The organism is Sphingomonas sp. ID0503, assembly GCF_048565625.1.
GTDB lineage: Bacteria > Pseudomonadota > Alphaproteobacteria > Sphingomonadales > Sphingomonadaceae > JBLZUR01.
The window spans coordinates 1,355,857-1,379,471 of record NZ_JBLZUR010000002.1 but is presented as its reverse complement, the minus strand read 5'-3'; the positions used below and the strand labels follow the sequence as shown (position 1 = coordinate 1,379,471).

Sequence of the window (23,615 nt, the reverse complement as noted above, 5' to 3'; positions counted from 1 at the left end):
ATGCGTATCCGCGTGGGCGATGAGGTGATGCGCACGCGCAGTCACGGCCTGGATGGCGCGCAGCCGCCCGCCGTCGCGATCGTCCTGCTCGACGAGGCCACACCGGATCGTCTGGAGGCGCTCGCCCGCTATTGGCGCGGCCTGCGCGCGCCACCGGCGCCGCCTGACCCGCGCGTCACGCCGCAGCGCCGGCAGCGCCTACGACAGATGCTGCGCGCCGTCGATGCCCGGCTCGAACGGGAGAGCTACCGGGCCATTGCGACCGTGCTCTTCCCGAAGCACCACATCGAGGCCGCGTCATGGGCGGGCGACGCGCTCCGGGAGACGACCATCCGTCTCGCCCGCGACGGCATGAAGCTCGTCAATGGCGGCTATCGCGACCTCCTGAAGCGGCCGCGCAAGCCCTAGCCGGACCGGCACCCGAAGGGGTGTCGATTATTCCCTCAAATCTTCGACATCGTGGATCGCGCCTGAGCGAACGACCGTGCGCTGGAACCGCCGCCGACATCCGGCAGCCACCCAGCACCACACGGAGCTTCGATCATGGCCGAAAGTGCGACTGTCCACGTTCCACCACGCTTCCTGCGCACGCCGGAGGCGGCCCGCTTCCTCGGACTGTCGGGCCGCACGCTGGAAAAGCACCGCACCTACGGCACCGGACCGGCCTTCAAGAAACTAGGCGGCCGCGTGGTCTATGCGATCGCCGACCTGCAAGCCTGGGCCAACCGCGGCACCAAGAACTCGACCGCCGAAAGCGACACCATCCTGCCGGCGAAACGTCACGAAACGAACGGCGCGGCAGGCAACCCCGCGCCGCAGCGCTGAGCGACCAGCAGATGCCGGCGCGCCATCACAGCAGCGAACGTGAGCAGCTCGATCTCTTCCGGGCGCTCCCCGGCGATCTCGCGCCGCGCGACGCGCAGGACTTGATGGCGTACCCATTCTTTGCGCTCGGCAAGTCCAAGCGACTGGCGCCGATCAACTTCAAAGCCGGCTCCATCGTCATCCGCGTGGAGGCCGTTCCCGAGCACGGAATGGCCACCATCTGGGACGCAGACGTGCTGATCTGGGCAGCCTCCCAGATCGTCGAGGCGCGCGACGCCGGTCTGAGGCCATCGCGCCTGATGGCGACCACGCCCTACGATATTCTGCAGTTCATCGGCCGCGGTGTTTCGTTGCGCGACTACGACCGATTGAAGGCCGCGCTCGACCGCTTGCAGTCGACCACGGTGGCGACGTCTATCCGTCAGCCGACCGAGCGGCGGCTGCACCGCTTCTCCTGGATTAACGAATGGAAGGAGCGCGCCGACGGCAGAGGCCGGCCACTCGGCCTCGAGCTGATCGTGCCGGACTGGTTCTACGCTGCCGTTCTCGACGACGCACTCGTGCTGACGATCGACCGCAATTATTTCAGTCTGACTGGCGGCCTGGAGCGCTGGCTTTATCGCCTCGTGCGCAAGCACGGCGGCAAGCAGGAATTCGGCTGGAGCTTCGATTTCCCGCATCTCCACGCCAAGTCCGGATCGCTCTCGCCGCTCAAGCACTTCGCCTACGACCTGCGCGACATCGTCCGCCGGCAGCCGCTGCCGGGCTATCGCCTGACCATCGAGCAGTGCCTCGGCGGTCCCGAAATCCTCTCCTTCAAACCCATCGATCCGAACGCGCTCGGCATCCCCCGCCAGCGCCGCCGCTCGACCAAGCGCCCTGGGGATAAGCTGTGAATCGTCTCGTGCTATCAGGGACCGGACCCATCGTGCCATCGAGGACCCGATCCTCGTGCTATCGGGGACCGGAATCGCCGAATCCGCTCGCAAAATCAGCGACTTGCGAGCCCCGTAACTTCTCTAACCTAAATTCCTTCGGAATCTTTCTAACGCGGAGCGCTTTTTCGCCCTCTGTGGACGAGTCCCCGATCGCCGGGAGACCGTCATGATCGTCGCGCTGCTCAACCAGAAAGGCGGCGTCGGCAAGACGACAATCGCTCTTCATCTCGCCGGTGAATGGGCGAAGCGTGGTCAGCGCGTCACTGTCATCGATGCGGACCCGCAGGGCTCCGCGCTCGACTGGTCGCAACAGAGGGCGCGGGAAAGCCTGCCTCGGCTCTTCGGCGTCGTCGGCCTGGCGCGCGACACCCTGCATCGCGAGGCGCCGGAGATCGCACGCGACGTCGACCACGTCATCATCGACGGGCCGCCGCGGGTCGCCGGGTTGATGCGCTCAGCTTTGCTCGCCGCTGATCTGGTGCTGATCCCCGTACAGCCGTCTCCCTTCGACGGGTGGGCGTCGGCCGAGATGCTGTCGCTGCTCGGCGAAGCCCGCATCTACCGGCCGCAACTCGTGGCTCGCTTTGTCCTCAATCGCTGCGCTGCCCGCACGGTCATCGCTCGCGAGACGGCCGAAACGCTCGCCGACCATGACCCGCCGCTGCTCGCAGCCAGGATCGGCCAGCGCGTCGCCTTCGCCGACACTGCACAGGCCGGGCGGTTGGTCAGCGAAATCGACAGCGACAGCGCTGCCGCGCGCGAGATCGCCGCGCTTGTTACCGAGATTGGAAGGATCGCGCCATGACAGCGACGCCTCCGAAGCGGGCCTTCGCCACCCGGCCAGGCGATGCAGAGACTTGGATCAGGTCCGCCGATGCGCCTGCGCCGCGCGTGCCTGACGCCGCGATCTACTCGGCACGGCTGACGATCGACGTCACGCCGGCCCAGCGCGCCCGGATCAAGATCGCCGCCTTCCAGCGCGGCGTCACCGTGGCCGACATGCTGCGCGAGCTGCTCGCGCGCGAATTCCCTGAGAGCACTGGAGACGCGACATGACCGGCGCCGCCGCCATCCATGCGCGCGGCGAGCCGAGGCCGGCCGCGCCGCCGCCCGACAACCTGACCGAAGTCGAGCTCACCTGGATCGAGAAGCGCATCGAGAATTGGATCAGGTTCGGCCGCGAGGTCGGCGAACAGATCCTCGACCGCCGTCGGCGCGTGCTTCGCTTTGCGCCGGACAGCGTCTTCGGCTTCGTGCGCTGGGCCGCGAACGACTACGGGACCATCGCCTCACATCTCGACGTGCTGCGCACCGTCCGTGCCGGCGAGCCGCAGCAGACCGTGTCCTTCGTGCGTCCCGGCGGCGACATCCTGCTCAAGGTCGAGGGCTGGCCGAAAGTCGAGCGCGTGCTGCAGATGATCGATGCGATCGAAGCGATCGGCATCGATCCCGGCGACGTCTCGCCCGATCATTGGCGGCACGTCCACAACAGGATGATCGCCGGCGAACAGCCGCGACCCTACACGGCCCAGCACCACAAGGCCTTCCTCCTGCGTCGGAGGGTCGGATCATGAGCCGCTTCGGCTACGTCATGGTCACCTACGTCCTGACCATGGGAACGGCGATCGCCGCCTTCGTCGATTTCCCCAAAAAGCTGATCTGGAACGCGTCGGCGAGCACGCCGATCGGGCTTTACAGCATCGCCCCGGCCGATCGCTTCGAGGTCACCAATCTCGTCGCCGTCCGCGCGCCGGAACCGCTCGCCGCCTTCATGGTCGAACGTGGCTACATCGGCCACGGTGTGCCCCTGATGAAGCGGGTCGCGGGTGTTCCTGGCCAACAGGTCTGCCGCCGCGATCACGCCATCACCGTCGATGGCGTGCCGATGGGCTTTGCGCTCGATCGCGATCATCTCGGCCGCTCGCTGCCCGTCTGGCATGGCTGCCGCCGCATCGCTGACGGCGAACTCTTCCTGATGAACTGGTCGGTCAGCGGCAGCCTGGACGGTCGCTATTTCGGCCCGCTGCCGACCAGCACGGTGATCGGCCGAGCGACGCCGCTCTGGACCGATGAGCACGGCGACGGCCGCTACGTGTGGCGCGCGCCGCCCCGTTGAACCGCCGCTTCCACCCCCAACCGAAGGAGAAGACCATGACCCAGATCGGACAATTCCGCCGCGACGATTCCGGCTTTATCGGCCACTTGCAGACCCTATCGCTCCACCAGGACATCATCATCGTCCCGGTCGAGCCCTCCGACGCCGAGAATGCACCGGATTACCGCGTCCATATCTTCGACAGCATGAACAATGAAACCGGACCGGAAATCGGTGCAGGATGGAAGCGCACCGGGGAGAAGGCTGGCGACTACGTTTCGTTGCAGTTCGACGATCCAACTTTCCTGCAGCCGATCCGCGCCCGTCTGTTCCAGTCGACCGACGGTAAATCGACCTGGAGCCTGCACTGGAACCGCGCGCCAAAACGCGGCGAGCGGGACTGATCGATGCTGGCCCGCCGTGATCACATTGTCAGCGGGCGGTCTAGCGCCGCCCGGCTGACGGTCCTCCTTCTCCTTTCCGGCTTGTCACTGGCCGTCTCGGCGACGTCGCCCGGGCACACTCAGTCTATGCCGCCGGTTTCGGCCGAGGCCGGCGCGCCGTTCGCTCCCTTTGTGGCGGAGGCCTCGCAGCGGTTCGGCATTCCGGTCGCATGGATTCGTGCGCTCATGCGGGTCGAGAGCGCCAATGACCTGCGCGCCGTCTCGCCCAAGGGTGCGATGGGACTGATGCAGATCATGCCAGATACTTGGGCCTATCTGCGTGCCCGGCATCGGCTTGGCAGCGATCCATTCGATCCCCGCGACAACATCATCGCCGGCACCGCCTACATGCGTGAGCTCTATGATCGATACGGCGCTCCGGGCTTTCTCGCCGCCTACAATGCGGGGCCTGGCCGATACGACGAATACCTCGCGAAGGGTCGCCCATTGCCGGCCGAGACGCGCGCATATGTCGCCCAACTCACGCCCCTTGTCGGCGGCGAAGCATCTCCGGCCATCGTCACTGTGGCTGCCGCCGATCCCCTGGCGTGGACGCGCGCGCCGCTCTTCATCGGCGCCTCTGATCGCGGCCCGGGCGCAGGTCCGGCGCAGGCCGATGCGCAGGCGCGTGACGGCGACACCGCGGCTCCACCGCGTGATGCGGCGGCCGATGCGAACCCGACCGGCGGCCTGTTCGTCTCCCGCTGGGAGCCTGCAGGCCCGCGATGACCGTCTCACCCGCCCATCGCAGCATAGCGAACCCCAGCGCAGATTGGAGGGCGTTGGGAGGGAGAACCGCAAGCACAACCGCACGATGGCAGGATAAAGGGGCGCGATGTGCGCCTCGGTTCGGTTGTGCTTTTTCAAGGGGATATAGCGCGATTTCGCGAGGTGCGCCTGATCGGCGCAGCCTGCGCTTCCGCGCATTTGCAAGAGAAATCATCGTGTTGGCGCGATGTGCGGGGGCTTCGTCATGACTGACGAGCACGACTTCCGCATCCGGCCAGGCCGCATCCGCTCGACCAGCGCGCAGCGGGCGCGGCCCTTCATCGCCCAGGCGCTGGCGGCCGCCCAGCGCGCCGGCGGCAGCGTCTCCCGGCAGGGGAAGATCGGGTCGGGCGCGCGGTCCCGGTTCGGGCGCGGCCAGCGCGCCTCGATCCAGGCGAACCGCCTCATCACCGCGCGCTCGCGCGGCGCGGTAATCAAGGCGCGCGTCGTTCGCCACGGCGGGCGGTCCGCGCCGCTCTCGACGCATCTCGATTACCTGCGCCGTGACGGCGTCACCCGCGACGGTGAGAAGGCTCGGCTGTTCGGTCTGGGCGGCGATGATGTCGACGCCAAGGATTTCGCAGAGCGCTCCGAGGACGACCGCCACCATTTCCGCTTCATCGTCTCGCCGGACGACGCGCTGGAAATGTCCGATCTCAAGGGCTTCACCCGCGAGCTGGTCGGCCAGATGGAGAAGGATCTCGGCACACGCCTCGAATGGGTCGCGGTCGATCATTGGAACACCGAGCATCCGCATGTCCATCTGATCGTGCGCGGCGTGCGCGATGACGGCGAGAACCTGGTCATCTCGCGCGATTATATCAAAGAGGGCATGCGCGATCGGGCGCGCGACCTCATCACCCAGGAGCTGGGACCGCGCACCGATCAGGAGATCCGGCGAACCCTGCAGCGCCAGATCGACGCCGACCGCTGGACCAATCTCGATCGGCAGCTCGCCCGCGACGCTTATCGCACCGGCGTCATCGATCTCGCGCCACGGGCTGATCGACAGCCCGACGAGTTCCACGCGCTGAAGGTCGGGCGGCTGCGCAAGCTCGAAGGGCTCGGGCTCGCCGACGAGATCGGTCCGGGACAGTGGACCATCTCGGACAAGGCCGAGGCGACGCTGCGCGAGCTCGGCGAGCGTGGCGACATCATCAAGCGCATCCATCACGGCCTGACCGAGCGTGGCATCGAGCGCGGCGCGGCGAGCTACGTGCTGGCGTCCGAAAGCCTCAACGATCCGGTCATCGGCCGCCTGGTCGCCCGCGGCCTCGACGACGAGCTGAAGGGGACGGCTTTCGCGGTCGTCGATGGCGTCGACGGCCGTACCCATCACATCAAGCTGCCCGACCTCGACGCGGCCGGCGACAGCGCGCCCGGCTCGATCGTCGAGCTTCGCAAGTTCGATGACGCGCGCGGCCAACGCCGCGTGGCGATCGCGGTGCGCTCCGACCTGGACATCGAGCGGCAGGTGTCAGCGACCGGCGCCACCTGGCTCGACCGGCAGAACATCGCGCGCGAGCCGGTGGCACTCGGCGGGGGCTTCGGCGCTGAGGTGCGCGACGCCATGGATCGGCGGTCCGAGCACCTCGTCGACCAGGGCCTCGCCGAACGCCAGAAGCGCGGCGTCAGCTTCCAGCCTGGCCTGATCGACGCGTTGCGCCGGCGCGAGCTCGAGGCGGTTGCCGACCGCATCGCCGCCGAGACCGGTCGGCCGCAGGTCAAGCCTGAGTCCGGCGAATATGTGACCGGCACCTACCAGCGACGGCTGAACCTCGCGAGCGGCCGCTTCGCCATGATCGATGACGGCCTCGGGTTCAGCCTCGTGCCCTGGACGCCATCAATCGAAAAGCAGCTCGGCCGTCACGTCTCCGGCGTCGCGAGGGCCGACGGCGGCGTCGACTGGAGCTTCGGCCGCCAGCGGGGGCTCGGCCTGTGATTACCATCCCAAGCGAAAGGACCCCGCCATGTCTGCCACCAAGATCCTCTGGGGGCAAATCCTCACCGTCTTCGCAATCGTCCTGTTGACGACATGGTCCGCCACGCAATGGACGGCCTACAGGCTCGGCTTCCAGCCCCAGCTCGGACCGCCGTGGTTCATGCTCGGCGATTGGCCGATCTACTATCCGTGGTCGTTTTTCCCTTGGTGGTACTTCTATGACGCGTATGCACCGCCGATCTTCGTCGAGGGCGCCTATATCGCGGCCTCCGGCGGCTTCGTGTCGATCGCGGTCGCCATCGGCATGTCGGTGTGGCGTGCTCGGGAGGCGAAGAATGCCGAGACCTTCGGCTCAGCGCGCTGGGCGCGTCATGACGAGGTGCGCGGCGCCGGCCTCCTCGGCGAGGACGGAGTGGTGCTCGGCAAGTTCGACCGCGCCTATCTTCGTCACGACGGGCCCGAGCATGTGCTGTGCTTCGCTCCGACGCGATCCGGCAAGGGCGTCGGCCTTGTCGTGCCGTCGCTGCTCACCTGGCCGGGCTCGGCGATCGTCCATGACATCAAGGGCGAGAACTGGACGCTGACCGCCGGCTTCCGAGCGCGGCACGGTCGCGTGCTGCTCTTCGATCCGACCAATGCGAAGTCGGCCGCCTACAATCCGCTGCTTGAGGTGCGCCGCGGCGAGTGGGAAGTCAGGGACGTTCAGAATATCGCAGACATCCTCGTCGATCCGGAAGGCAGCCTCGAGAAGCGGAACCACTGGGAGAAAACCAGTCACGCGCTCCTGGTCGGCGCGATCCTGCATGTCCTCTATGCAGAGGAAGATAAGACGCTCGCCGGTGTCGCCGCCTTTCTCAGCGATCCCAAGCGGCCGATCGAGTCGACCTTGGCGGCGATGATGAAAACCGCCCATCTCGGCGACGCCGGACCGCATCCGGTGATCGCATCGGCCGCGCGCGAGCTGCTGAACAAGTCCGACAACGAACGCTCCGGCGTGCTCTCGACCGCCATGTCCTTCCTCGGCCTCTATCGCGATCCTGTGGTCGCCGAGGTGACGCGCCGCTGTGATTGGCGCATCGCCGACATCGTTGGCGCCCGGCAACCGACAAGTCTCTATCTGGTGGTGCCGCCGTCGGACATCGCCCGGACCAAGCCCCTCATCCGCCTGATCCTCAACCAGATCGGCCGGCGTCTGACTGAGGATCTCAAGGCCCGGGGCAACCGGCATCGGCTGCTCCTGATGCTCGACGAGTTTCCGGCGCTCGGCCGGCTCGACTTCTTTGAATCGGCGCTGGCATTCATGGCCGGCTACGGCCTGAAGGCTTTCCTGATCGCGCAGTCGCTGAACCAGATCGAGAAGGCCTATGGCCCAAACAATTCGATCCTCGACAACTGCCACGTCCGGGTCAGTTTCGCAACCAACGACGAAAGGACGGCCAAGCGCGTCTCCGATGCGCTCGGCACCGCGACCGAGATGCGCGCCATGCGCAACTATGCCGGTCATCGGCTCTCGCCCTGGCTCGGCCACCTGATGGTGTCGCGCTCGGAAACAGCAAGGCCGCTGCTTACCCCGGGCGAGATCATGCAGCTCCCGTCCGCCGACGAGATCGTCATGGTGGCTGGCACGCCGCCGATCCGCGCGAAGAAGGCGCGTTATTACCAGGATCGCCGCTTCAAGGATCGGATCTTGGCGCCGCCGGCGCTCACCAGGCCAGAACACCATGGAATGGACGATTGGAGCCGGCTGCCACTTCCGGTACGCCCGGCGAGCATGGTCTCCGCCGACGCATCCGGCGCCGCAGACACCGGCGACGAAGATCCAACCGGATCGGAACGGCGTCGCCAGCCCGAGCTGGACCGCGCAGTGCCGATCGATAAGAAGGCGCCCATCGAGAATGAATTCGACGGCTTCGACGACGAGGCCGATGACGACACGGCTCGGATCAGCCGCGCCAACCAGATCATGCAGGGCGTGGCGCGCCAGGTCGCGCTCGACCCGAACGACGGCATGGAGCTGTGAGACGCCCATGGCCAATCCTTCGAAGAAACAGCGGCTATCGGTCTATCTCGAACCCGAGGTGATGAAGGCGCTCGCCGCCTATGCGGCGCGGCGCGATCAGTCGCGTTCGCTGATCGCCGAAGCGGCGATCGCATCCTTCCTCTCGCCGGACGCCTCCGAGCGGCAGGAGGCGGCGACGACCAAACGCCTCGACCAGCTCGACCGGCGCATGACGCGCATGGAGCGCGACATCGGCATCTCGGTCGAGATGCTCGCCGTCTTCGTGCGCTTCTGGCTGACCGCCAATCCGCCGCTGCCCGAACCGGCGCAGGCCGCCGCACGCGCCCAGGCCGCCGAGCGCTACGACGCCTTCGTCGCAGCACTCGGGCGCAGACTCGCCAAGGGGCCGAAGCTGCGGCAGGAGATTTCGGAGGACATCGACCCCGCGCGCGACGCGCAATAAGCATCGATTGCGGCAACTCAAGTAATCGTCAATTCCGCCGAACGCCTGTCTTTGCGCGCTAGGCTACTACTACGCCCTGACACCTGTTGCCGAGGACTGATTTCCAGTTCTCTTAATCATCCCCGATCCAGGGGCGGCCTGACGCGGTCCCGCAAAGAACGGGGACAACGTGGCAGTCTCTTCCGAGAAATCTGAGGCGCTACTTCGCGGGGCGCGCATGCTGCGCACCGCCCTTGGCCCCGCCATCGCCGGTTTTCTCGGGGACGCCAGCGTCGTCGAGGTGATGCTCAACCCCGACGGCCGTCTCTGGGTCGACCGGCTCTCGGAAGGCTTGTCGGACACCGGCGAGCGGCTGTCGGCGGCCGACGGCGAGCGCATCGTGCGCCTGGTCGCCCACCATGTCGGCGCCGAGGTCCATGCCGGTAATCCGCGGGTCTCCGCCGAGCTGCCGGAAACGGGAGAGCGGTTCGAGGGCCTGCTGCCGCCCGTCGTGGCGGCGCCGGCCTTCGCGATTCGCAAGCCCGCCGTTGCCGTCTTCACGCTGCAGGACTACGTCGCCGCCGGCACGATGACGGCCGAGCAGGCGGAGATCCTGCGCCAGGCCGTCGCCGATCGCCGCAACATCCTCGTCGCTGGGGGCACCTCCACCGGCAAGACGACGCTCACCAACGCGCTGCTCGCCGAGGTGTCCAAGACATCCGACCGCGTGGTGTTGATCGAGGATACCCGCGAGCTGCAATGCGCCGCGCCGAACCTGGTCGCCATGCGTACCAAGGACGGCGTCGCGACGCTCTCCGATCTCGTCCGATCCTCGCTGCGCCTCCGGCCAGACCGCATTCCGATCGGCGAGGTGCGCGGCGCCGAGGCGCTAGACCTGCTCAAGGCCTGGGGCACGGGCCATCCCGGCGGGATCGGCACGATCCACGCCGGCACCGCGCTCGGCGCACTGCGGCGTCTCGAGCAGCTCATCCAGGAAGCCGTGATCACTGTCCCGCGCGCGCTCATCGCCGAGACGATCGACCTCGTCGCCGTCCTCTCGGGCCGCGGCTCGACCCGGCGCCTGGCCGCGCTCGGTCGCGTCGAAGGGCTCAGCCCCGACGGCGACTACCGCGTCCGCCCCGCAACCCAGCCCCTCGAAGGAGAACCCGAATGATCCGCCGTGCCCTGCATTCCCGTCGCCATGTGGCGACGGCCTCGTCCGTCCTCCTGGCCAGCGTCCTGCTCGCGCCGGCCGCCCATGCTTCCGGCTCCTCAATGCCGTGGGAAGCGCCGCTGCAATCGATTCTCGAATCCATCGAAGGCCCGGTCGCGAAGATCGTCGCGGTGATCATCATCATCGTCACCGGCCTGACGCTGGCCTTCGGCGACACCTCGGGCGGTTTCCGCCGCCTGATCCAGATCGTCTTCGGTCTGTCGATCGCCTTCGCCGCGTCGAGCTTCTTCCTGTCGTTCTTCTCGTTCGGCGGCGGAGCGCTCGTCTGATGGCTGGCTTGATCGAGAGCGGCGGCGACGTGCCGGGCTACGCCGTCCCGGTCCACCGGGCCTTGACCGAGCATATCCTGCTTGGCGGCGCACCCCGGGCGATCGCCATCCTCAACGGCACACTCGCCGCCGCCATCGGTCTCGGCCTTCGCCTTTGGCTTGTCGGCCTAAGTCTCTGGGCCATCGGCCATTTCGCTGCCGTCTGGGCGGCGAAGCGCGACCCGCAATTCGTCGATGTCGGGCGCCGGCACCTCCGCATCCCTGGTCACCTGAACGTCTGAGGCGCGCGAATGATGAATCTCGCCGAATATCGCCGCACCTCGACGCGGCTCGCCGATTTCCTCCCTTGGGCGGCGCTCGTCGCGCCCGGCGTCGTGCTGAACAAGGACGGCAGCTTCCAACGCAGCGCGCGATTTCGCGGCCCCGATCTCGATTCCGCAGTGCAGGCCGAGCTGGTCGCCGTCGCCGGCCGCCTCAACAGCGCGTTCCGCCGTCTCGGCAGCGGCTGGGCGATCTTCGTCGAGGCGCAGCGCCATGCCGTCGGCGCATATCCGGCAAGCCGGTTTCCCGACCCCGCCTCGGCGATGGTCGACGCCGAGCGCAAGGCCGATTTCGAAGAGGACGCGGCCCATTACGAGTTCGAGTTACTTTCTGACGTTCACCTTCCTGCCGCCGGCCGAGGATGCCGCGCGCGCCGAGAGCTGGCTTTACGAAGGCAAGGCCGAGCGCGGTGTCGACGCTTGGGAGGCGCTACGCGGCTTCGTCGACCGTACCGATCGCGTTCTGCAGCTCGTCGAAGCCTTCATGCCGGAATGCGCGTGGCTCGATGATGTCGAGACGCTGACCTACCTGCACTCGACTGTCTCGACGAAGCGCTACCGCGTGCGCGTTCCCGAGACGCCGATGTATCTCGACGCGCTGGTCGCCGATCAGCCGCTCACAGGCGGGCTGGAGCCGCGTCTTGCCGACGCGCATCTGCGCATTCTGACGATCGTCGGATTTCCGACCGCGACGACGCCCGGCATCCTCGACGATCTCAACCGGCTCGCCTTTCCGTATCGCTGGTCGACCCGGGCGATCCTGCTCGACAAGACCGACGCGACCAAACTGCTAACCAAGATCCGCCGGCAGTGGTTCTCCAAGCGCAAGTCGATCGCCGCGATCCTCAAGGAGGTGATGACCAACGAGGCGAGCGCCCTGGTCGATACCGACGCCGCCAACAAGGCCGCCGATGCCGATCAGGCGCTGCAGGAACTCGGCGCCGACTATGCCGGTCAGGCCTATGTTACCGCCACGATCGCCGTCTGGGACAATGATCCCCGCGTTGCCGCGGAGAAGCTCCGTCTCGTCGAGAAGGTGATCCAGGGCCGCGACTTCACTGCCATGCCCGAGACGATCAACGCGGCCGACGCCTGGCTCGGTTCACTGCCGGGCCACGTCTACGCCAATATGCGTCAGCCGCCGATCTCGACGCTCAATCTCGCCCACATGATCCCCCTAAGTGCCGTGTGGGCGGGGCCGGAACGGGATGAGCACTTTGGTGCACCCCCCTTGCTGTACGGCAAGACCGAAGGGTCCACTCCGTTCCGGTTCTCCCTTCACGTCGGCGACGTCGGACACACGCTGGTCGTCGGCCCAACCGGCGCGGGCAAGTCCGTGCTGCTGGCGCTGATGGCGCTGCAATTCCGCCGCTACCCCGGGGCGCAGGTTTTCGCCTTCGACTTTGGTGGCTCGATCCGCGCCGCCGCCACCGCCATGGGCGGCGATTGGCACGATCTCGGCGGCGGCCTGACCGAGGGTTCGGCCGAAAGCGTTGCGCTTCAGCCGCTCTCCCGCATCGATGAGGCGGCCGAACGCGCCTGGGCCACCGACTGGATCGTCGCCATCCTGATGCGCGAGAGCATCCAGATCACGCCCGAGGTCAAGGAGCTCATCTGGACGGCGCTGTCGTCGCTCGCCAGCGCACCCATGGCTGAGCGCACGATGACCGGCCTCTCGGTGCTGCTGCAATCGAACGACCTGAAGCAGGCGCTGCGCCCATATTGCGTCGGCGGACCCTATGGCCGACTGCTCGACGCTGAGAGCGAGCATCTCGGTGTCGCCACCGTCCAGGCCTTCGAAACCGAAGGGCTTATCGGGACAGCCGCGGCGCCGGCGGTGCTCGCCTATCTCTTCCACCGCATCGAGGACCGGCTGAACGGTGCGCCGACCTTGATCATCGTCGACGAGGGCTGGCTTGCCCTCGACGACGAGGGTTTCGCCGGCCAACTCCGTGAATGGCTGAAGACGCTGCGGAAGAAGAACGCCAGCGTTGTCTTCGCCACGCAGTCGCTTTCCGACATCGACGGGTCGGCGATCGCGCCCGCCATCATCGAGAGCTGCCAGACGCGGCTCCTGCTGCCGAACGAACGGGCGATCGAGCCGCAGATAACCGCGATCTACCGCCGCTTCGGCCTCAACGACCGGCAGATCGAGATCCTCGCCAGGGCCATGCCCAAGCGGGACTATTACTGCCAGAGCCGTCGCGGCAACCGGCTGTTCGAGCTGGGCCTCGCCGATGTCGCGCTCGCGCTCTGCGCGGCATCCTCCAAGACCGACCAGGCCGCCATCGACCGCATCGTCACTGAGCACGGGCGCGACGGCTTCCTCGCCGCGTGGCTGCGCCATCGCGGCGTCGATTGGGCGGCGGACCTCATTCCCAACCTCACCAACCTGGAGACCCAGCCATGAAACTGCGCATCCCTCGCGCGGCGCTTGCCGCAGTCATCCTCGCCGCGCCGATGTCGGTGTCGCCGGTGCTGATCGCGCCGGCCTCGGCCCAGTGGATCGTCTATGATCCCACCAACTATGCCCAGAACCTGCTGTCGGCGACACGCGCCTTGCAGCAGATCAACAACCAGATCACGTCGCTTCAGAACGAAGCGACGATGCTGATCAACCAGGCCCGCAATCTCGCCAGCCTCCCATATTCCTCGCTCCAACAGCTTCAACAGTCGGTTCAGCGGACGCAGCAGCTCCTCGGCGAAGCCCAGCGCATCGCCTATGACGTCCAGAACATCGACCAGGCGTTCCGCACGAACTACGGCGCCGGCAGCGCCTCGATGAGCGCGTCCGATCAGCAACTCGTCGCCCAGGCGAAGGAGCGCTGGAATAACACCGTCTCGGGGCTGCAAGACGCGATGCGCGTCCAAGCGGGCGTCGTCGGCAACATCGACACCAACCGAACGCAGATGTCGGCGCTGGTCGGCCAAAGCCAGGGCGCGACCGGAGCGTTGCAGGCGACGCAGGCGGGAAACCAGCTTCTCGCGCTGCAGGCCCAGCAGCTCGCCGATCTCACCGCAGTCGTTTCCGCCAACGGCAGGGCCCAGGCCCTCGCCGAAGCCGAGCGGTCCGCGGCTGCTGAACAGGGCCGCGAGCAGCGCCGCCGCTTTCTGACGCCGGGCACCGGATACCAGCCCGGGAACGCGCAGATGTTCCCGGGCAACAACTGAGGTCGCGGCGATGGACGGAAAGATTCTCGCGCGTATCGGTGCCGTCGGGTTCGTGACGTTCGCGATTACGGCGACGGCGATCGAGCTCTCCCGCAAGGACGAACCGCCGCACTATCGCAGCCTCGCAGCGCAGACCGAAGCGGGCGTCGACCCGCTGAAGACAGAGCTGCGGCGCTGCCAGCAGCTCGGAGAAGCCGGCACCCGTGACGCCGCCTGCCTCCGAGCCTGGGCGGACAACCGCGACCGCTTCCTGAAACCGTCGCAGGCCTTGCAGAAGCAGCCGGCACCGCAAGCGCCGGGCCCGCAGGGCCACCCGCAGAACCTCCCGTCCGCCCGCCATCCGGCCGTGAACGAGACCGCGCCGGTGATCGGCTCTCACACGAACGAGGCGCGTTGAGATCATGGGCGGCACCGGCGTCATCGACCATTTCCTGGAGGTCTTCACCCGTTACATCGATAGCGGCTTTGGCCTCCTCAGCGGCGAAGTGGCCTTCATCGCCACGACGCTGATCGTGATCGACGTGACGCTCGCCGCGCTGTTCTGGAGCTGGGGCGCCGACGACGACATCATGGCGCGCTTGGTCAAGAAAACCCTGTTCGTCGGCGTGTTCGCCTATCTGATCGGCAACTGGAACAACTTGGCGCGGATCATCTTCGAGAGCTTTGCCGGGCTCGGGCTGAGGGCGTCCGGCACGGGTTTCACAGTCGCCGACATGATGCGTCCCGGCCGCATCGCCCAGACCGGTCTCGACGCCGGCCGGCCGCTGCTCGATTCCATATCAGATCTGATGGGCTACTGGAGTTTCTTTGAGAACTTCATTCAGATCGCGGTAATGCTGCTGGCCTGGGCGCTTGTGCTGCTCGCCTTCTTCATCCTCGCGATCCAGCTCTTCGTGACGCTGATCGAATTCAAGCTGACGACGCTCGCCGGGTTCGTGCTCATCCCCTTCGGCCTGTTCAGCAAGACGGCGTTCATGGCCGAGCGCGTGCTCGGAAACGTGATTTCCTCCGGCATCAAGGTTCTTGTCCTTGGCGTCATCATCGGCATCGGATCGAGCCTCTTCTCCGAATTCACTGCCGGGTTCGGCGGCCGCACGCCGACAATCGACGAAGCCATGGCGATCGTGCTTGCGGCGCTGACGCTGCTCGGACTTGGCATCTTCGGCCCGGGTATCGCCAACGGCCTCGTGTCCGGCGGTCCCCAACTCGGCGCAGGCGCTGCCGTGGGCACCGGGCTCGCCGCTGGGGGCATGGTCGCGGCCGGAGCCGCCACGGTTGGCGCTGTCGCCTCCGGCGGCGCCGCGCTGGCGGGCGGTGTAGCCGCCGCAGCTCGCGGCGGTGCGGCCCTCGCGGGTGGCGCGTCGACCGCATACAGCTTGGGCGCCGCAGGGCAGACGGGCGCCTCCGGTGTGGCCAGCGGGCTGGGCGGAGTAGCGCGGGCCGCTGGTTCCGTCGCCACATCGCCGCTCCGGCGCGCTGCCGAACGCGCTTCGTCGAGCATGCGCAGCAGCTTCGCCGATGGAGCCCGCGCCGGCTTCGAGGCGACTGGCGGCTCCTCGATCATAGGCACCGTCGGCGAGGCAGCCACCGATCCAGCCGCGAGCCCCACCGGCGGCGGCGATCAGCCGCCCGCCTGGGCCCGCCGCATGAAGCGCTCCCAACAGATGAGCCATGCCGTCTCGACCACAATCCGTGCCGTGCGCAGCGGCGACAGCCACGGCGGCGGCTCCTCCGTCAATCTCTCCGAAGGTGACCGCTGATGTTTCGACGACCCTCAACGCACTATGGAAAAGCCCCCCAACCCGAAACACCGTACCAGCGCGCAGCCCAGGTCTGGGACGACCGCATTGGCTCGGCCCGTGTCCAAGCAAGAAACTGGCGCTACATGGCGTTCGGCTCGCTCTTCCTGTCGGCAGGGTTTGCGGCCGCGCTGGTCTGGCAATCGGCGCGCGGGACCGTCGTTCCCTGGGTTGTCCAGACTGACCGGCTCGGCCAGGCGCAGGCGATTGCGCCGGCCACGGCCGACTATCAGCCAACCGACCCGCAGATCGCGTTTCATCTGGCACGCTTCATAGAGCAAATCCGCTCGATTCCGGCGGACGCGATCATCGTGCGCCAGAACTGGCTGCGCGCCTACGACTTCACGACGGACCGAGGTGCGGCGGCGCTGAATGACTATGCGCGTTCGAATGATCCCTTCACCAAGGTTGGCCGCCAGCAGATCGCCGTAGACGTCTCGAGCGTGATTCGCGCGTCTCCCGACAGCTTCCGGGTCGCATGGACCGAGCGCCGCTACGAGAACGGCCAACTCGCCGAAACGACCCGGTGGACGGCGATCCTTACCATCGTCGTCCAGATACCGCGCAACGCCGACCGTCTGCGCGCCAATCCACTGGGGATCTACGTCAACGCAATTTCATGGTCACGGGAGCTGGGGCAATGAAGAAGCCGCTTTTCCGTAAAGCCGGAGAACCGGCTTTCCGTACTCACACATTGGCGGCTTCGCTGCTTTCCGCCATGGCGATCGCTGGCTGCGCGACGACGCAGAAACCGCCCGAGATCAGCTACGACGATGCGCCCGCCGCCGTGCAGAACGTAGATCCGCCAGCACCGGTCCAAGTGATCGAATTGCCGAGGCCGCTGCCGCTGCCTGGGCAGATGAAGCCCGTTGAGCAATCTCGGCGAGCGCCGGAGCCAGCCGATCCCACGGCCCGCGTCAACCAGGCCAATGCCGCCGCCCGCATTCAGCCGGTGCGCGACGGCTTCATCAACTCGATGCAGGTCTATCCCTTCACGCAAGGCGCCCTCTATCAGGTCTATACGGCAGTCGGTCAGATCACCGACATCGCATTGCAGCCCGGCGAGCAGCTCGTCGGTTCCGGGCCGGTCGCCGCCGGCGACACCGTACGCTGGATCATCGGCGACACGCAGAGCGGCTCGGGCGCGACGCAACAGGTCCATATACTTGTGAAGCCGACCCGCGCTGACCTGATGACCAATCTCGTCATCAACACCAATCTGCGCACCTACCACATGGAGCTGCGCTCGACCGAGCGCACCTATATGGCCTCGGTCTCCTGGCAGTATCCGCAGGACCAGCTCATCGCGCTCCGCCGCCAGAACGCCGAGGCGCAGGCGGCCAAGCCGGTGGCGACCGGCGTTGATCTCTCGCGCATCAACTTCCGCTACGAAGTCACCGGCGACCGTGCGCCATGGCGTCCCTTGCGTGCCTATGACGATGGCCGGCAGGTCTTCATCGAGTTTCCGAGAGGCATCAGCCAGGGCGAGATGCCGCCGCTCTTCGTCGTCGGAGCCGAGGGCAACACCTCCGAACTCGTGAATTACCGGGTCCGCAACAATTACATGGTCGTCGACCGATTGTTCGCCGCTGCCGAGCTCCGCTTCGGCTCGGGGAAAACCCAGAAGCGCGTCCGGATCACCCGTACCGACGGGAGGCCCGCGTCGTGAGTGATGACCGAAACGAGGAAGAGGAAGCCGGCGCGCCGCTGACGGGATCGGCGCCGGAGGCGGCAGCGCCGATGCGGCTGCGCGCAGCGGCTCCCCGTGTCACGCGGCTGTCGCGCAAGGTGCTGGCCGGGCTTGGCTTGGTGGCGAGCCTAGGCCTCGGCGGCGCGCTCGTCTACGCGCTGCAGACCCGCAACGGCGGGCGGCCGCCCGAGGAACTCTATTCGACCGACAACCGCTCGACGGCGGATGGCCTCCAGGGCCTGCCGCGCGACTATACCGGCGTTCCCCAGCTCGGGCCGCCATTGCCCGGCGATCTCGGCCGGCCGATCGTCAGCGCTCAGAACCGCGGCCAGCCAGTGCCGACGCCCGGCGTCGCGCCTGTGCAGCCCGGTGTCAGCCCGGAAGAACAGCGTCGCCTTCAGGAGATCGAGACCGCGCGCACCAGCCGGCTGTTTGCGACCTCGGAGGCACGCACCACGACGCCAGCGACGACGAGCACGCCGACCGTACAGCCCGACCTCACGAGCCTGGGCCTCGCACCGCCGGCGGCGACGCCGACGGCTCAGGAGCGGCAGCAGGCGTTCCTCAACGCTCCAGTCGACCGACGCACCGTTGCGACCGACCGGGTCGCCGCTCCGGCATCGCCGAACATCCTGCAGGCGGGCGCGGTCATCTCGGCGGCGCTGATCACCGGCATCCGCTCGGACCTGCCGGGTCAGATCACCGCGCAGGTTACCGAGAATATCTATGACAGCCCGACCGGCCGCATCCTTCTGGTCCCGCAGGGCACGCGCGTCATCGGTCAGTACGACAACAACGTCCAGTTCGGACAAAGCCGCGTCCTCCTGGTGTGGAACCGCCTGATCTTCCCGAATGGCCGGAGCATCGTGCTCGAGCGGCAGCCTGGCGCCGATGCCGAGGGCTATGCCGGCCTGCAGGACGGTGTCGATTACCACTGGTGGGATCTTGCCAAGGCGGCCGGCCTCTCGACGCTGCTGAGCGTCGGCGCGGAACTCGCCACCAATGACGACGACCGGCTGATCCAGGCGATCCGCAACGGCGGCCAGGACACGATCAACGACGCAGGCCAGCAGATCATCCGCCGCCAGCTCAATATTGCCCCGACGCTGACGATCCGGCCGGGTTTCCCCGTGCGGGTGATCGTCACGCGCGACCTTGTGCTCGAACCCTACGGAGGCTGAGATGACCAAGCTCAAACTCGGCGCGATCACCGATGACAAGCCGATCAAGATTACGGTCGAACTGCCGGCTCCTCTGCATCGAGATCTAGCAGCCTATGCGGAGATTCTGGCACAGGAGAACGGCCAGCCTGCCGTCGACCCAGTGCGCCTAATCGTCCCCATGCTCGAGCGGTTCATCGCGACCGATCGGGGATTTGCCAGGTCGCGTAGAGCTGGTTCCGGGAGTACGCCCTAGCAAGGACCGATCGTGAGTACGATGCTATCTGCGAGCCTTACTCCGGGTCATCGCGGCCTTCTTCACGGTGCTTGCTGTTGGAATGCGCCGCCGAAGCAATGAACTCGTTAGAGAGCGCGAGGAAGCGACGCAATGCGGGGTTCTCGTTTTCGGACGCCCAGACAATGCTCGCAGGAACAGCCTCATGCTCGCCGATGATCGGCCGATAGACGATTCCAGGGAACCCCTCTCTCATCGAGGAAGTCCGTGAGAGCGTGATGCCGTCGTCCATTGCAACCAAGCTTAAAAGGCTCTCGCGCGATACTTCATGAACGTCGATCCGCGGCTTGAGTCCGAGTTGCGAGACCTTCCGAATGATGAAGTCGTGTATTTCGCTCCCAGAATCGCTGAAGGTGACGAGAAAGAGTTCATCACGCAGATCGTCCCAGGAGAGGGTCCCGGAATTCGCTAGGCGATGTGACTGCGGCAGCACTGCGAAAACCGCCTCGGTCCAAAGTTGTCGCATATTGAGCTTGGCGACATGGAAATAACCGGTAACAAACGCGGCATCTAAGGTGCCAGTCGCCAAATCCCGCAACAATCCCTGACGTTGCCCCTCTCGAAGCGTGATGCGGATTTTCGGAACAGATTTCCTGAATTTGTAAATAATATCGTGGATCGGGCCCGGCGTCAGGGAGGCGAGCATGCCGATCGAGAGGCCGCCTGTTTCGCCCTTCTGAACTTTGGCGGCAACCTCCGCCGCAAGAGCAATATCCCTGGCGCTAGGCAATGCGTCCTTGAGAAAGCTCGAGCCCGCCACAGTCAAATTCGCACCCCGCCGGTCACGAATGAAAAGTGGGAAGCCAAGCTGATGTTCAAGCGACTGAACCCGACGACTGACCGTCGATTGAGGCAAATCGAGCTCCAAGGCCGCGCGACGGAAACTGCCCCAGTCGGAGACCGCAAGCGCACACCTGAGATGCCGAAAATCAAGGCTTAGGTCTGTCATCCAACCTCAGGAACATCGCGCGGGCGGTATCACGACAGAACGGTTATGATGCCCGTCGCTCCATCGATGCGGATTGTCTGGCCGTCCTCGATCCGGCGCGTCGCATCCTTGACGGCGACGATAGCGGGAATCCCGTACTCGCGCGCGACGACTGCGCCATGGCTCATTTGTCCACCGGCTTCAGTGACAAGCCCTGCCACGGTCAGGAACAGCGGTGTCCAGCTCGGGTCCGTGAAGGTGGTGACGAGAATGTCTCCGGCCTCGATATCCAACGCCGCCGCGTCAAGGATGACCCGGGCGCGACCTTCGACCGTGCCTGCGGAAACCCCCAGTCCGGGGATCATGTTCGCATCCAGATCGTGGCGCCTGAAATCACCGAACAGCGCCTCGCCGTCAGACGTCAGCACCCGAGGCGGTACAAGCCGTTCGTGTAACGCGAATTCGGCCCTGCGCGCCGCGACGAGGTCGCGGTCGGCGCATTGCGCCCTGACCGCCTGTCGCAGTTCGTCGAAACGGAGGTAGTAAATGTCGTCGATCCGGTCGAGTACGCCATTCTCGACCAACCACCGCGCCTCGCGAAGCATCGCCTGGCGATGCAGATCGATGCGGGCGACCCACCCGTATTTCGGATATTCGCGGTATCCGATGAAGGTCCGCATGATGTCGATGGCGCGCTTCGTCTGCGCCGCTTTTTCGGCTCCGCCGGTAAGCGCTTGGAGGCGCTGCAGCACGTCTTCTTCAGCGGCTTTCGCGCGCGCAAGTCCGACATCGAAGCGCCGCTTCGCTTCGCCCACCGGGAAGAGATCGATATTGGCCAGGATCATCGGGACCAGAAGTCCGGGCTGCTCGCGCCAGCGAGTGCGCGTAATGTCGATCTCGCCGGCGCAGCGCATACCGTAGCGGGCGAGATAGCCGTCGACGGCGGCAAGCGCCTCGGCGCCCCCTTCAACCTGCTTGAGATCGGCAAGCAACACGCCTTCATCAAAGGCGCGCAGGAAGGAAACAGCCGCGGGATAAGCCCGGATTGCATCCGCGACTTCGAGAAGATCGAGCCCCATGCGCGAGGTGATGTTGTTGTCGACCGACTGCGAAAGCGTGTCGACGACGCCTTTCTCGCCAAGCCACTCTTCAAGACGGTCGTTGAGCCACCAGGTCGCATTGATGCCGGCCATCAGAGCCTGCATGCTCTGCGGGTCGGTGAGCTGCCGTTTGAGCGCGGCAAGATCCTCGGCAATGAAGTCGAACAGCGCGTTCCCGGACCTTGCGTCAAGGCCTTGCCTCGCCTCCTCGACGGCGATCTCGCTTTGCGAGATCAACGCGCCGATGATCGCTGGGTCAGGAGCGTCGGGAAGCGGGTTGGCATGCGCTGCCTGCGCCAGCTGGCTCTCCGCCGGGGGCGAACTTGCCTGCGGAGCCGATTGTGAAGCCACGAAGCTGCGCGCCAGAAGATCCTCGAGCGCGCTGCGGATGAGGGGATCGCGGTTGAGCATGCTCAGGAGGGCGGCACGGCTCGCGGGAGACGCGAGTTGCTCGGTGATATCGACGAACAACTGCCCGCCCGCCTCGTGCATGGGACGAGCCGCCAGCATCTGCCAGACCGATAAGCCGAGCGGCTTCATCGCATCCATCATCATCTGTTGATGACCCACTGACAGATAGACGTGCCGATCGCCCTCTTGCCGCGGCGGGATCGGGAAAAGCGTGGTGATCGGTCGGCTTTGGACGATGGAAAATACGCCATCGAGCAGACACCACTCGATATCTTGCGGCGCGCCGAAATGCTTTTCGATCCGTCTGCCGATGGCCGAGAGTTCGCGCGCCTGCCCGTCGCTGAGGATTGTGTTTCCGTGTCCAGTCCTGGCGAAGATTTCTCCGGCACGAAGTTTGATCCCTTGCGGAACCACGGCACCCGAGACGAGCGCCTCACCGGTGCCGGCAGCAGCCTCGATTGCAACAACCGTCCGATCGCCCGACACCGGGTCGGCGGTGAACATCACCCCCGAAGCCTCGGCCGGCACCATCCGCTGCACGAGCACCGCCATCGTGACCCCGCGATGGTCGATCCCGTTTCGCTGGCGATAGATCACCGCCCGTTCCGTATAGAGCGAGGCCCAACAGGATTTAATCGCGGCCAAAACGCTCTCGATGCCGCGCCGATCTAGATAGCTCTCATGCTGACCGGCAAACGAGGCGTCTGCCATGTCCTCGGCTGTGGCGCTGGAACGCACCGCCCAGGCGGCAACGTCGCCATTCTCATGCAGGAAGGAGGAAATGGCGCCCACGAGAGGAGGCGGAAGCGCCGCCTGCTCGATCAACGTGCGGATTTCGGCGGACCGCGCTTTGATTTCGGTACCGGATTCATCAAGCCGCTGCACAGCAGCGGTCAGTCCAGCAGACCGTTCGATGATCGCTGAAAAAGCATGCGTCGTCACGCAGAGCCCCTTCGGCACGATGATGCCATTGACCTTCGCGAGGTCGCCGAGGTTCGCCGCCTTTCCACCAACAAGAGAGACCTGGCCGCGATCAATCTTCTGCAAGCAAACCGAAAATTCCATGGATCCTGTAGCGTCCCATTCGCCTTGACATTCTTATAAACGGAGGAATATGCTCCGTTTATATTTTTGTCAAGCGCGTCTCTGAAGAGGGGTCAGGATTTGCAATGCGAGCGGATGCGCAGCGAAACCGACAGCGGCTCGTCGAGGTGACGATCGAACTTGTCCTCGAAGTGGGTGGAGAGCCCACGCGAGATGCCGTCGCCCAGCGCGCCGGTGTTGGAATCGGCACCCTCTACAGACACTTCCCGGACCAGGAGGCGCTTCTTCATGCCGCCGCCCGCCATGTGCTGGAAAGGAGCATCAGCGACGGAGAGAACCTGGTCGAAACCGTTCCTGACGGTGTCGATTCACTCCGCCGGTACATGCACGCCGCGCTCGATAACGGAATCGGGGCCGTGAACATCATTCGTCCGCTACTGCAAAAGCCGGACTGGCCCGATCTGAGGATCCGCGCAGTGACGTTGATGAAACGGCTTGTTGAGGGCGCGGAGCGAAGCGGCGCGCTTCGCGATGACCTATCCGAACGTGACATTGTGTTCGCGTTGACGCGGTTCGCGCGTCCGCTGGCGTTGGGATTGCCGGCGGACGAAGAGCGCGCCCTGGCTCACCGGCATCTCGACTTTTACATCGACGGCCTGTGCGTTGGGCCGCCGAAATTTACAAATTCGCCTTCATCGGGAGACGGGAAAAATGCTGATTAGGATTGCTGTTGAGCTTTTTC

General features: G+C 65.9%; 25 protein-coding genes and 1 pseudogene. 24 read left to right on the top strand and 2 right to left on the bottom strand.

Going from position 1 to position 23,615, the window contains the following annotated elements; all coding sequences use genetic code 11:
- The 23 genes and pseudogenes from ACM608_RS07655 (at window position 1) to ACM608_RS07545 (ending at window position 19,351) form a co-directional block, all read left to right on the top strand.
- Window positions 1-408, top strand: coding sequence for a DUF2285 domain-containing protein (locus ACM608_RS07655; RefSeq protein WP_235824250.1), 408 nt, complete (start codon window positions 1-3; stop codon window positions 406-408).
- A 135-nt stretch (window positions 409-543) separates the two neighbouring features.
- Window positions 544-825 (top strand): helix-turn-helix transcriptional regulator, encoded by a 282-nt coding sequence (locus tag ACM608_RS07650; protein ID WP_125333913.1) that lies wholly within the window; start codon window positions 544-546, stop codon window positions 823-825.
- Window positions 826-836: 11 nt separating this feature from the next.
- A complete protein-coding gene (locus tag ACM608_RS07645) occupies window positions 837-1,721 on the top strand; it encodes a replication initiator protein A (RefSeq protein WP_419682642.1) in 885 nt (294 codons plus the stop codon).
- A 208-nt stretch (window positions 1,722-1,929) separates the two neighbouring features.
- Window positions 1,930-2,568 (top strand): ParA family partition ATPase, encoded by a 639-nt coding sequence (gene parA, locus ACM608_RS07640; protein WP_419682641.1) that lies wholly within the window; start codon window positions 1,930-1,932, stop codon window positions 2,566-2,568.
- Entirely contained in the window at window positions 2,565-2,819 is a 255-nt protein-coding gene (locus ACM608_RS07635; protein WP_125333916.1) for a hypothetical protein, read from the top strand. Before parA ends, ACM608_RS07635 begins: the two co-directional genes overlap by 4 nt.
- Window positions 2,816-3,337 (top strand): DUF2840 domain-containing protein, encoded by a 522-nt coding sequence (locus ACM608_RS07630; protein ID WP_419682640.1) that lies wholly within the window; start codon window positions 2,816-2,818, stop codon window positions 3,335-3,337. Before ACM608_RS07635 ends, ACM608_RS07630 begins: the two co-directional genes overlap by 4 nt.
- Window positions 3,334-3,879 (top strand): S26 family signal peptidase, encoded by a 546-nt coding sequence (locus ACM608_RS07625; protein WP_419682639.1) that lies wholly within the window; start codon window positions 3,334-3,336, stop codon window positions 3,877-3,879. Before ACM608_RS07630 ends, ACM608_RS07625 begins: the two co-directional genes overlap by 4 nt.
- A 35-nt stretch (window positions 3,880-3,914) precedes the next feature.
- Window positions 3,915-4,262 carry a DUF736 domain-containing protein gene (locus ACM608_RS07620; RefSeq protein ID WP_419682638.1) on the top strand — a complete coding sequence of 116 codons (348 nt, stop codon included), beginning with the start codon at window positions 3,915-3,917 and terminating at the stop codon, window positions 4,260-4,262.
- A gap of 3 nt (window positions 4,263-4,265) precedes the next feature.
- Window positions 4,266-5,030, top strand: coding sequence for a lytic transglycosylase domain-containing protein (locus ACM608_RS07615; RefSeq protein WP_419682637.1), 765 nt, complete (start codon window positions 4,266-4,268; stop codon window positions 5,028-5,030).
- Window positions 5,031-5,274: 244 nt separating this feature from the next.
- Window positions 5,275-7,011: a relaxase/mobilization nuclease domain-containing protein gene (locus ACM608_RS07610; protein WP_419682636.1), complete on the top strand. Its 1,737-nt coding sequence runs from the start codon at window positions 5,275-5,277 to the stop codon at window positions 7,009-7,011.
- A 28-nt stretch (window positions 7,012-7,039) separates the two neighbouring features.
- Entirely contained in the window at window positions 7,040-9,031 is a 1,992-nt protein-coding gene (locus ACM608_RS07605; protein ID WP_419682635.1) for a conjugal transfer protein TraG, read from the top strand.
- 7 nt (window positions 9,032-9,038) lie between these two features.
- Window positions 9,039-9,473 carry a ribbon-helix-helix protein, CopG family gene (locus tag ACM608_RS07600; RefSeq protein ID WP_419682634.1) on the top strand — a complete coding sequence of 145 codons (435 nt, stop codon included), beginning with the start codon at window positions 9,039-9,041 and terminating at the stop codon, window positions 9,471-9,473.
- 217 nt (window positions 9,474-9,690) lie between these two features.
- Window positions 9,691-10,626, top strand: coding sequence for a P-type conjugative transfer ATPase TrbB (gene trbB / locus ACM608_RS07595; protein ID WP_419682633.1), 936 nt, complete (start codon window positions 9,691-9,693; stop codon window positions 10,624-10,626).
- Window positions 10,623-10,955 carry a TrbC/VirB2 family protein gene (locus ACM608_RS07590; RefSeq protein WP_125333925.1) on the top strand — a complete coding sequence of 111 codons (333 nt, stop codon included), beginning with the start codon at window positions 10,623-10,625 and terminating at the stop codon, window positions 10,953-10,955. Before trbB ends, ACM608_RS07590 begins: the two co-directional genes overlap by 4 nt.
- Entirely contained in the window at window positions 10,955-11,236 is a 282-nt protein-coding gene (locus ACM608_RS07585) for a VirB3 family type IV secretion system protein (protein WP_419682632.1), read from the top strand. Before ACM608_RS07590 ends, ACM608_RS07585 begins: the two co-directional genes overlap by 1 nt.
- Window positions 11,237-11,245: 9 nt before the next feature.
- Window positions 11,246-13,685 (top strand): annotated as a pseudogene (gene trbE / locus ACM608_RS07580) (conjugal transfer protein TrbE).
- Window positions 13,682-14,446 carry a P-type conjugative transfer protein TrbJ gene (gene trbJ / locus ACM608_RS07575; protein WP_125333928.1) on the top strand — a complete coding sequence of 255 codons (765 nt, stop codon included), beginning with the start codon at window positions 13,682-13,684 and terminating at the stop codon, window positions 14,444-14,446. Before trbE ends, trbJ begins: the two are co-directional and overlap by 4 nt.
- Window positions 14,447-14,456: 10 nt before the next feature.
- Window positions 14,457-14,843, top strand: a complete 387-nt coding sequence (gene trbK-alt / locus ACM608_RS07570; protein ID WP_419682631.1) for a putative entry exclusion protein TrbK-alt — start codon at window positions 14,457-14,459, stop codon at window positions 14,841-14,843.
- 4 nt (window positions 14,844-14,847) lie between these two features.
- A complete protein-coding gene (gene trbL / locus ACM608_RS07565) occupies window positions 14,848-16,206 on the top strand; it encodes a P-type conjugative transfer protein TrbL (RefSeq protein WP_419682630.1) in 1,359 nt (452 codons plus the stop codon).
- Window positions 16,206-16,889 (top strand): conjugal transfer protein TrbF, encoded by a 684-nt coding sequence (gene trbF, locus ACM608_RS07560; protein WP_419682629.1) that lies wholly within the window; start codon window positions 16,206-16,208, stop codon window positions 16,887-16,889. The genes trbL and trbF overlap by 1 nt, the downstream gene beginning before the upstream one ends.
- Window positions 16,886-17,914 carry a P-type conjugative transfer protein TrbG gene (trbG, locus tag ACM608_RS07555; protein ID WP_185755977.1) on the top strand — a complete coding sequence of 343 codons (1,029 nt, stop codon included), beginning with the start codon at window positions 16,886-16,888 and terminating at the stop codon, window positions 17,912-17,914. The genes trbF and trbG overlap by 4 nt, the downstream gene beginning before the upstream one ends.
- 71 nt (window positions 17,915-17,985) lie before the next feature.
- The gene (locus ACM608_RS07550) at window positions 17,986-19,116 is read left to right on the top strand and encodes a TrbI/VirB10 family protein (RefSeq protein ID WP_419685132.1); all 1,131 of its coding nucleotides are present in this window, start codon (window positions 17,986-17,988) and stop codon (window positions 19,114-19,116) included.
- 1 nt (window position 19,117) lies between these two features.
- Window positions 19,118-19,351, top strand: a complete 234-nt coding sequence (locus tag ACM608_RS07545) for a DUF2274 domain-containing protein (protein WP_125333934.1) — start codon at window positions 19,118-19,120, stop codon at window positions 19,349-19,351.
- 37 nt (window positions 19,352-19,388) lie between these two features.
- On the opposite strand, the gene ACM608_RS07540 is transcribed toward ACM608_RS07545, so the two are convergent.
- The gene (locus ACM608_RS07540) at window positions 19,389-20,339 is read right to left on the bottom strand and encodes a LysR family transcriptional regulator (RefSeq protein WP_419682628.1); all 951 of its coding nucleotides are present in this window, start codon (window positions 20,337-20,339) and stop codon (window positions 19,389-19,391) included.
- A gap of 29 nt (window positions 20,340-20,368) precedes the next feature.
- On the bottom strand, window positions 20,369-22,876 hold the full coding sequence (locus ACM608_RS07535) for a phosphoenolpyruvate synthase (RefSeq protein ID WP_419682627.1): 2,508 nt from the start codon (window positions 22,874-22,876) through the stop codon (window positions 20,369-20,371).
- Window positions 22,877-22,998: 122 nt separating this feature from the next.
- On the opposite strand from ACM608_RS07535, the gene ACM608_RS07530 reads away from it, so the two are divergent.
- Window positions 22,999-23,595, top strand: a complete 597-nt coding sequence (locus ACM608_RS07530; protein ID WP_419682626.1) for a TetR/AcrR family transcriptional regulator — start codon at window positions 22,999-23,001, stop codon at window positions 23,593-23,595.
- Window positions 23,596-23,615 lie beyond the last annotated feature (20 nt).

Coding starts and splice junctions, on each gene's coding strand:
- ACM608_RS07610 (WP_419682636.1), top strand. CDS start 5,275: ATGACTGACGAGCACGACTTCCGCATCCGGCCAGGCCGCATCCGCTCG.
- ACM608_RS07605 (WP_419682635.1), top strand. CDS start 7,040: ATGTCTGCCACCAAGATCCTCTGGGGGCAAATCCTCACCGTCTTCGCA.
- ACM608_RS07530 (WP_419682626.1), top strand. CDS start 22,999: ATGCGAGCGGATGCGCAGCGAAACCGACAGCGGCTCGTCGAGGTGACG.
- ACM608_RS07655 (WP_235824250.1), top strand. CDS start 1: ATGCGTATCCGCGTGGGCGATGAGGTGATGCGCACGCGCAGTCACGGC.
- trbG (WP_185755977.1), top strand. CDS start 16,886: ATGAAGAAGCCGCTTTTCCGTAAAGCCGGAGAACCGGCTTTCCGTACT.
- ACM608_RS07615 (WP_419682637.1), top strand. CDS start 4,266: ATGCTGGCCCGCCGTGATCACATTGTCAGCGGGCGGTCTAGCGCCGCC.
- ACM608_RS07635 (WP_125333916.1), top strand. CDS start 2,565: ATGACAGCGACGCCTCCGAAGCGGGCCTTCGCCACCCGGCCAGGCGAT.
- ACM608_RS07625 (WP_419682639.1), top strand. CDS start 3,334: ATGAGCCGCTTCGGCTACGTCATGGTCACCTACGTCCTGACCATGGGA.
- ACM608_RS07545 (WP_125333934.1), top strand. CDS start 19,118: ATGACCAAGCTCAAACTCGGCGCGATCACCGATGACAAGCCGATCAAG.
- ACM608_RS07550 (WP_419685132.1), top strand. CDS start 17,986: ATGCGGCTGCGCGCAGCGGCTCCCCGTGTCACGCGGCTGTCGCGCAAG.
- ACM608_RS07585 (WP_419682632.1), top strand. CDS start 10,955: ATGGCTGGCTTGATCGAGAGCGGCGGCGACGTGCCGGGCTACGCCGTC.
- ACM608_RS07645 (WP_419682642.1), top strand. CDS start 837: ATGCCGGCGCGCCATCACAGCAGCGAACGTGAGCAGCTCGATCTCTTC.
- trbJ (WP_125333928.1), top strand. CDS start 13,682: ATGAAACTGCGCATCCCTCGCGCGGCGCTTGCCGCAGTCATCCTCGCC.
- trbF (WP_419682629.1), top strand. CDS start 16,206: ATGTTTCGACGACCCTCAACGCACTATGGAAAAGCCCCCCAACCCGAA.
- ACM608_RS07590 (WP_125333925.1), top strand. CDS start 10,623: ATGATCCGCCGTGCCCTGCATTCCCGTCGCCATGTGGCGACGGCCTCG.
- ACM608_RS07600 (WP_419682634.1), top strand. CDS start 9,039: ATGGCCAATCCTTCGAAGAAACAGCGGCTATCGGTCTATCTCGAACCC.
- ACM608_RS07630 (WP_419682640.1), top strand. CDS start 2,816: ATGACCGGCGCCGCCGCCATCCATGCGCGCGGCGAGCCGAGGCCGGCC.
- trbK-alt (WP_419682631.1), top strand. CDS start 14,457: ATGGACGGAAAGATTCTCGCGCGTATCGGTGCCGTCGGGTTCGTGACG.
- trbL (WP_419682630.1), top strand. CDS start 14,848: ATGGGCGGCACCGGCGTCATCGACCATTTCCTGGAGGTCTTCACCCGT.
- ACM608_RS07650 (WP_125333913.1), top strand. CDS start 544: ATGGCCGAAAGTGCGACTGTCCACGTTCCACCACGCTTCCTGCGCACG.
- ACM608_RS07620 (WP_419682638.1), top strand. CDS start 3,915: ATGACCCAGATCGGACAATTCCGCCGCGACGATTCCGGCTTTATCGGC.
- trbB (WP_419682633.1), top strand. CDS start 9,691: ATGCTGCGCACCGCCCTTGGCCCCGCCATCGCCGGTTTTCTCGGGGAC.
- parA (WP_419682641.1), top strand. CDS start 1,930: ATGATCGTCGCGCTGCTCAACCAGAAAGGCGGCGTCGGCAAGACGACA.
- ACM608_RS07540 (WP_419682628.1), bottom strand. CDS start 20,339: ATGACAGACCTAAGCCTTGATTTTCGGCATCTCAGGTGTGCGCTTGCG.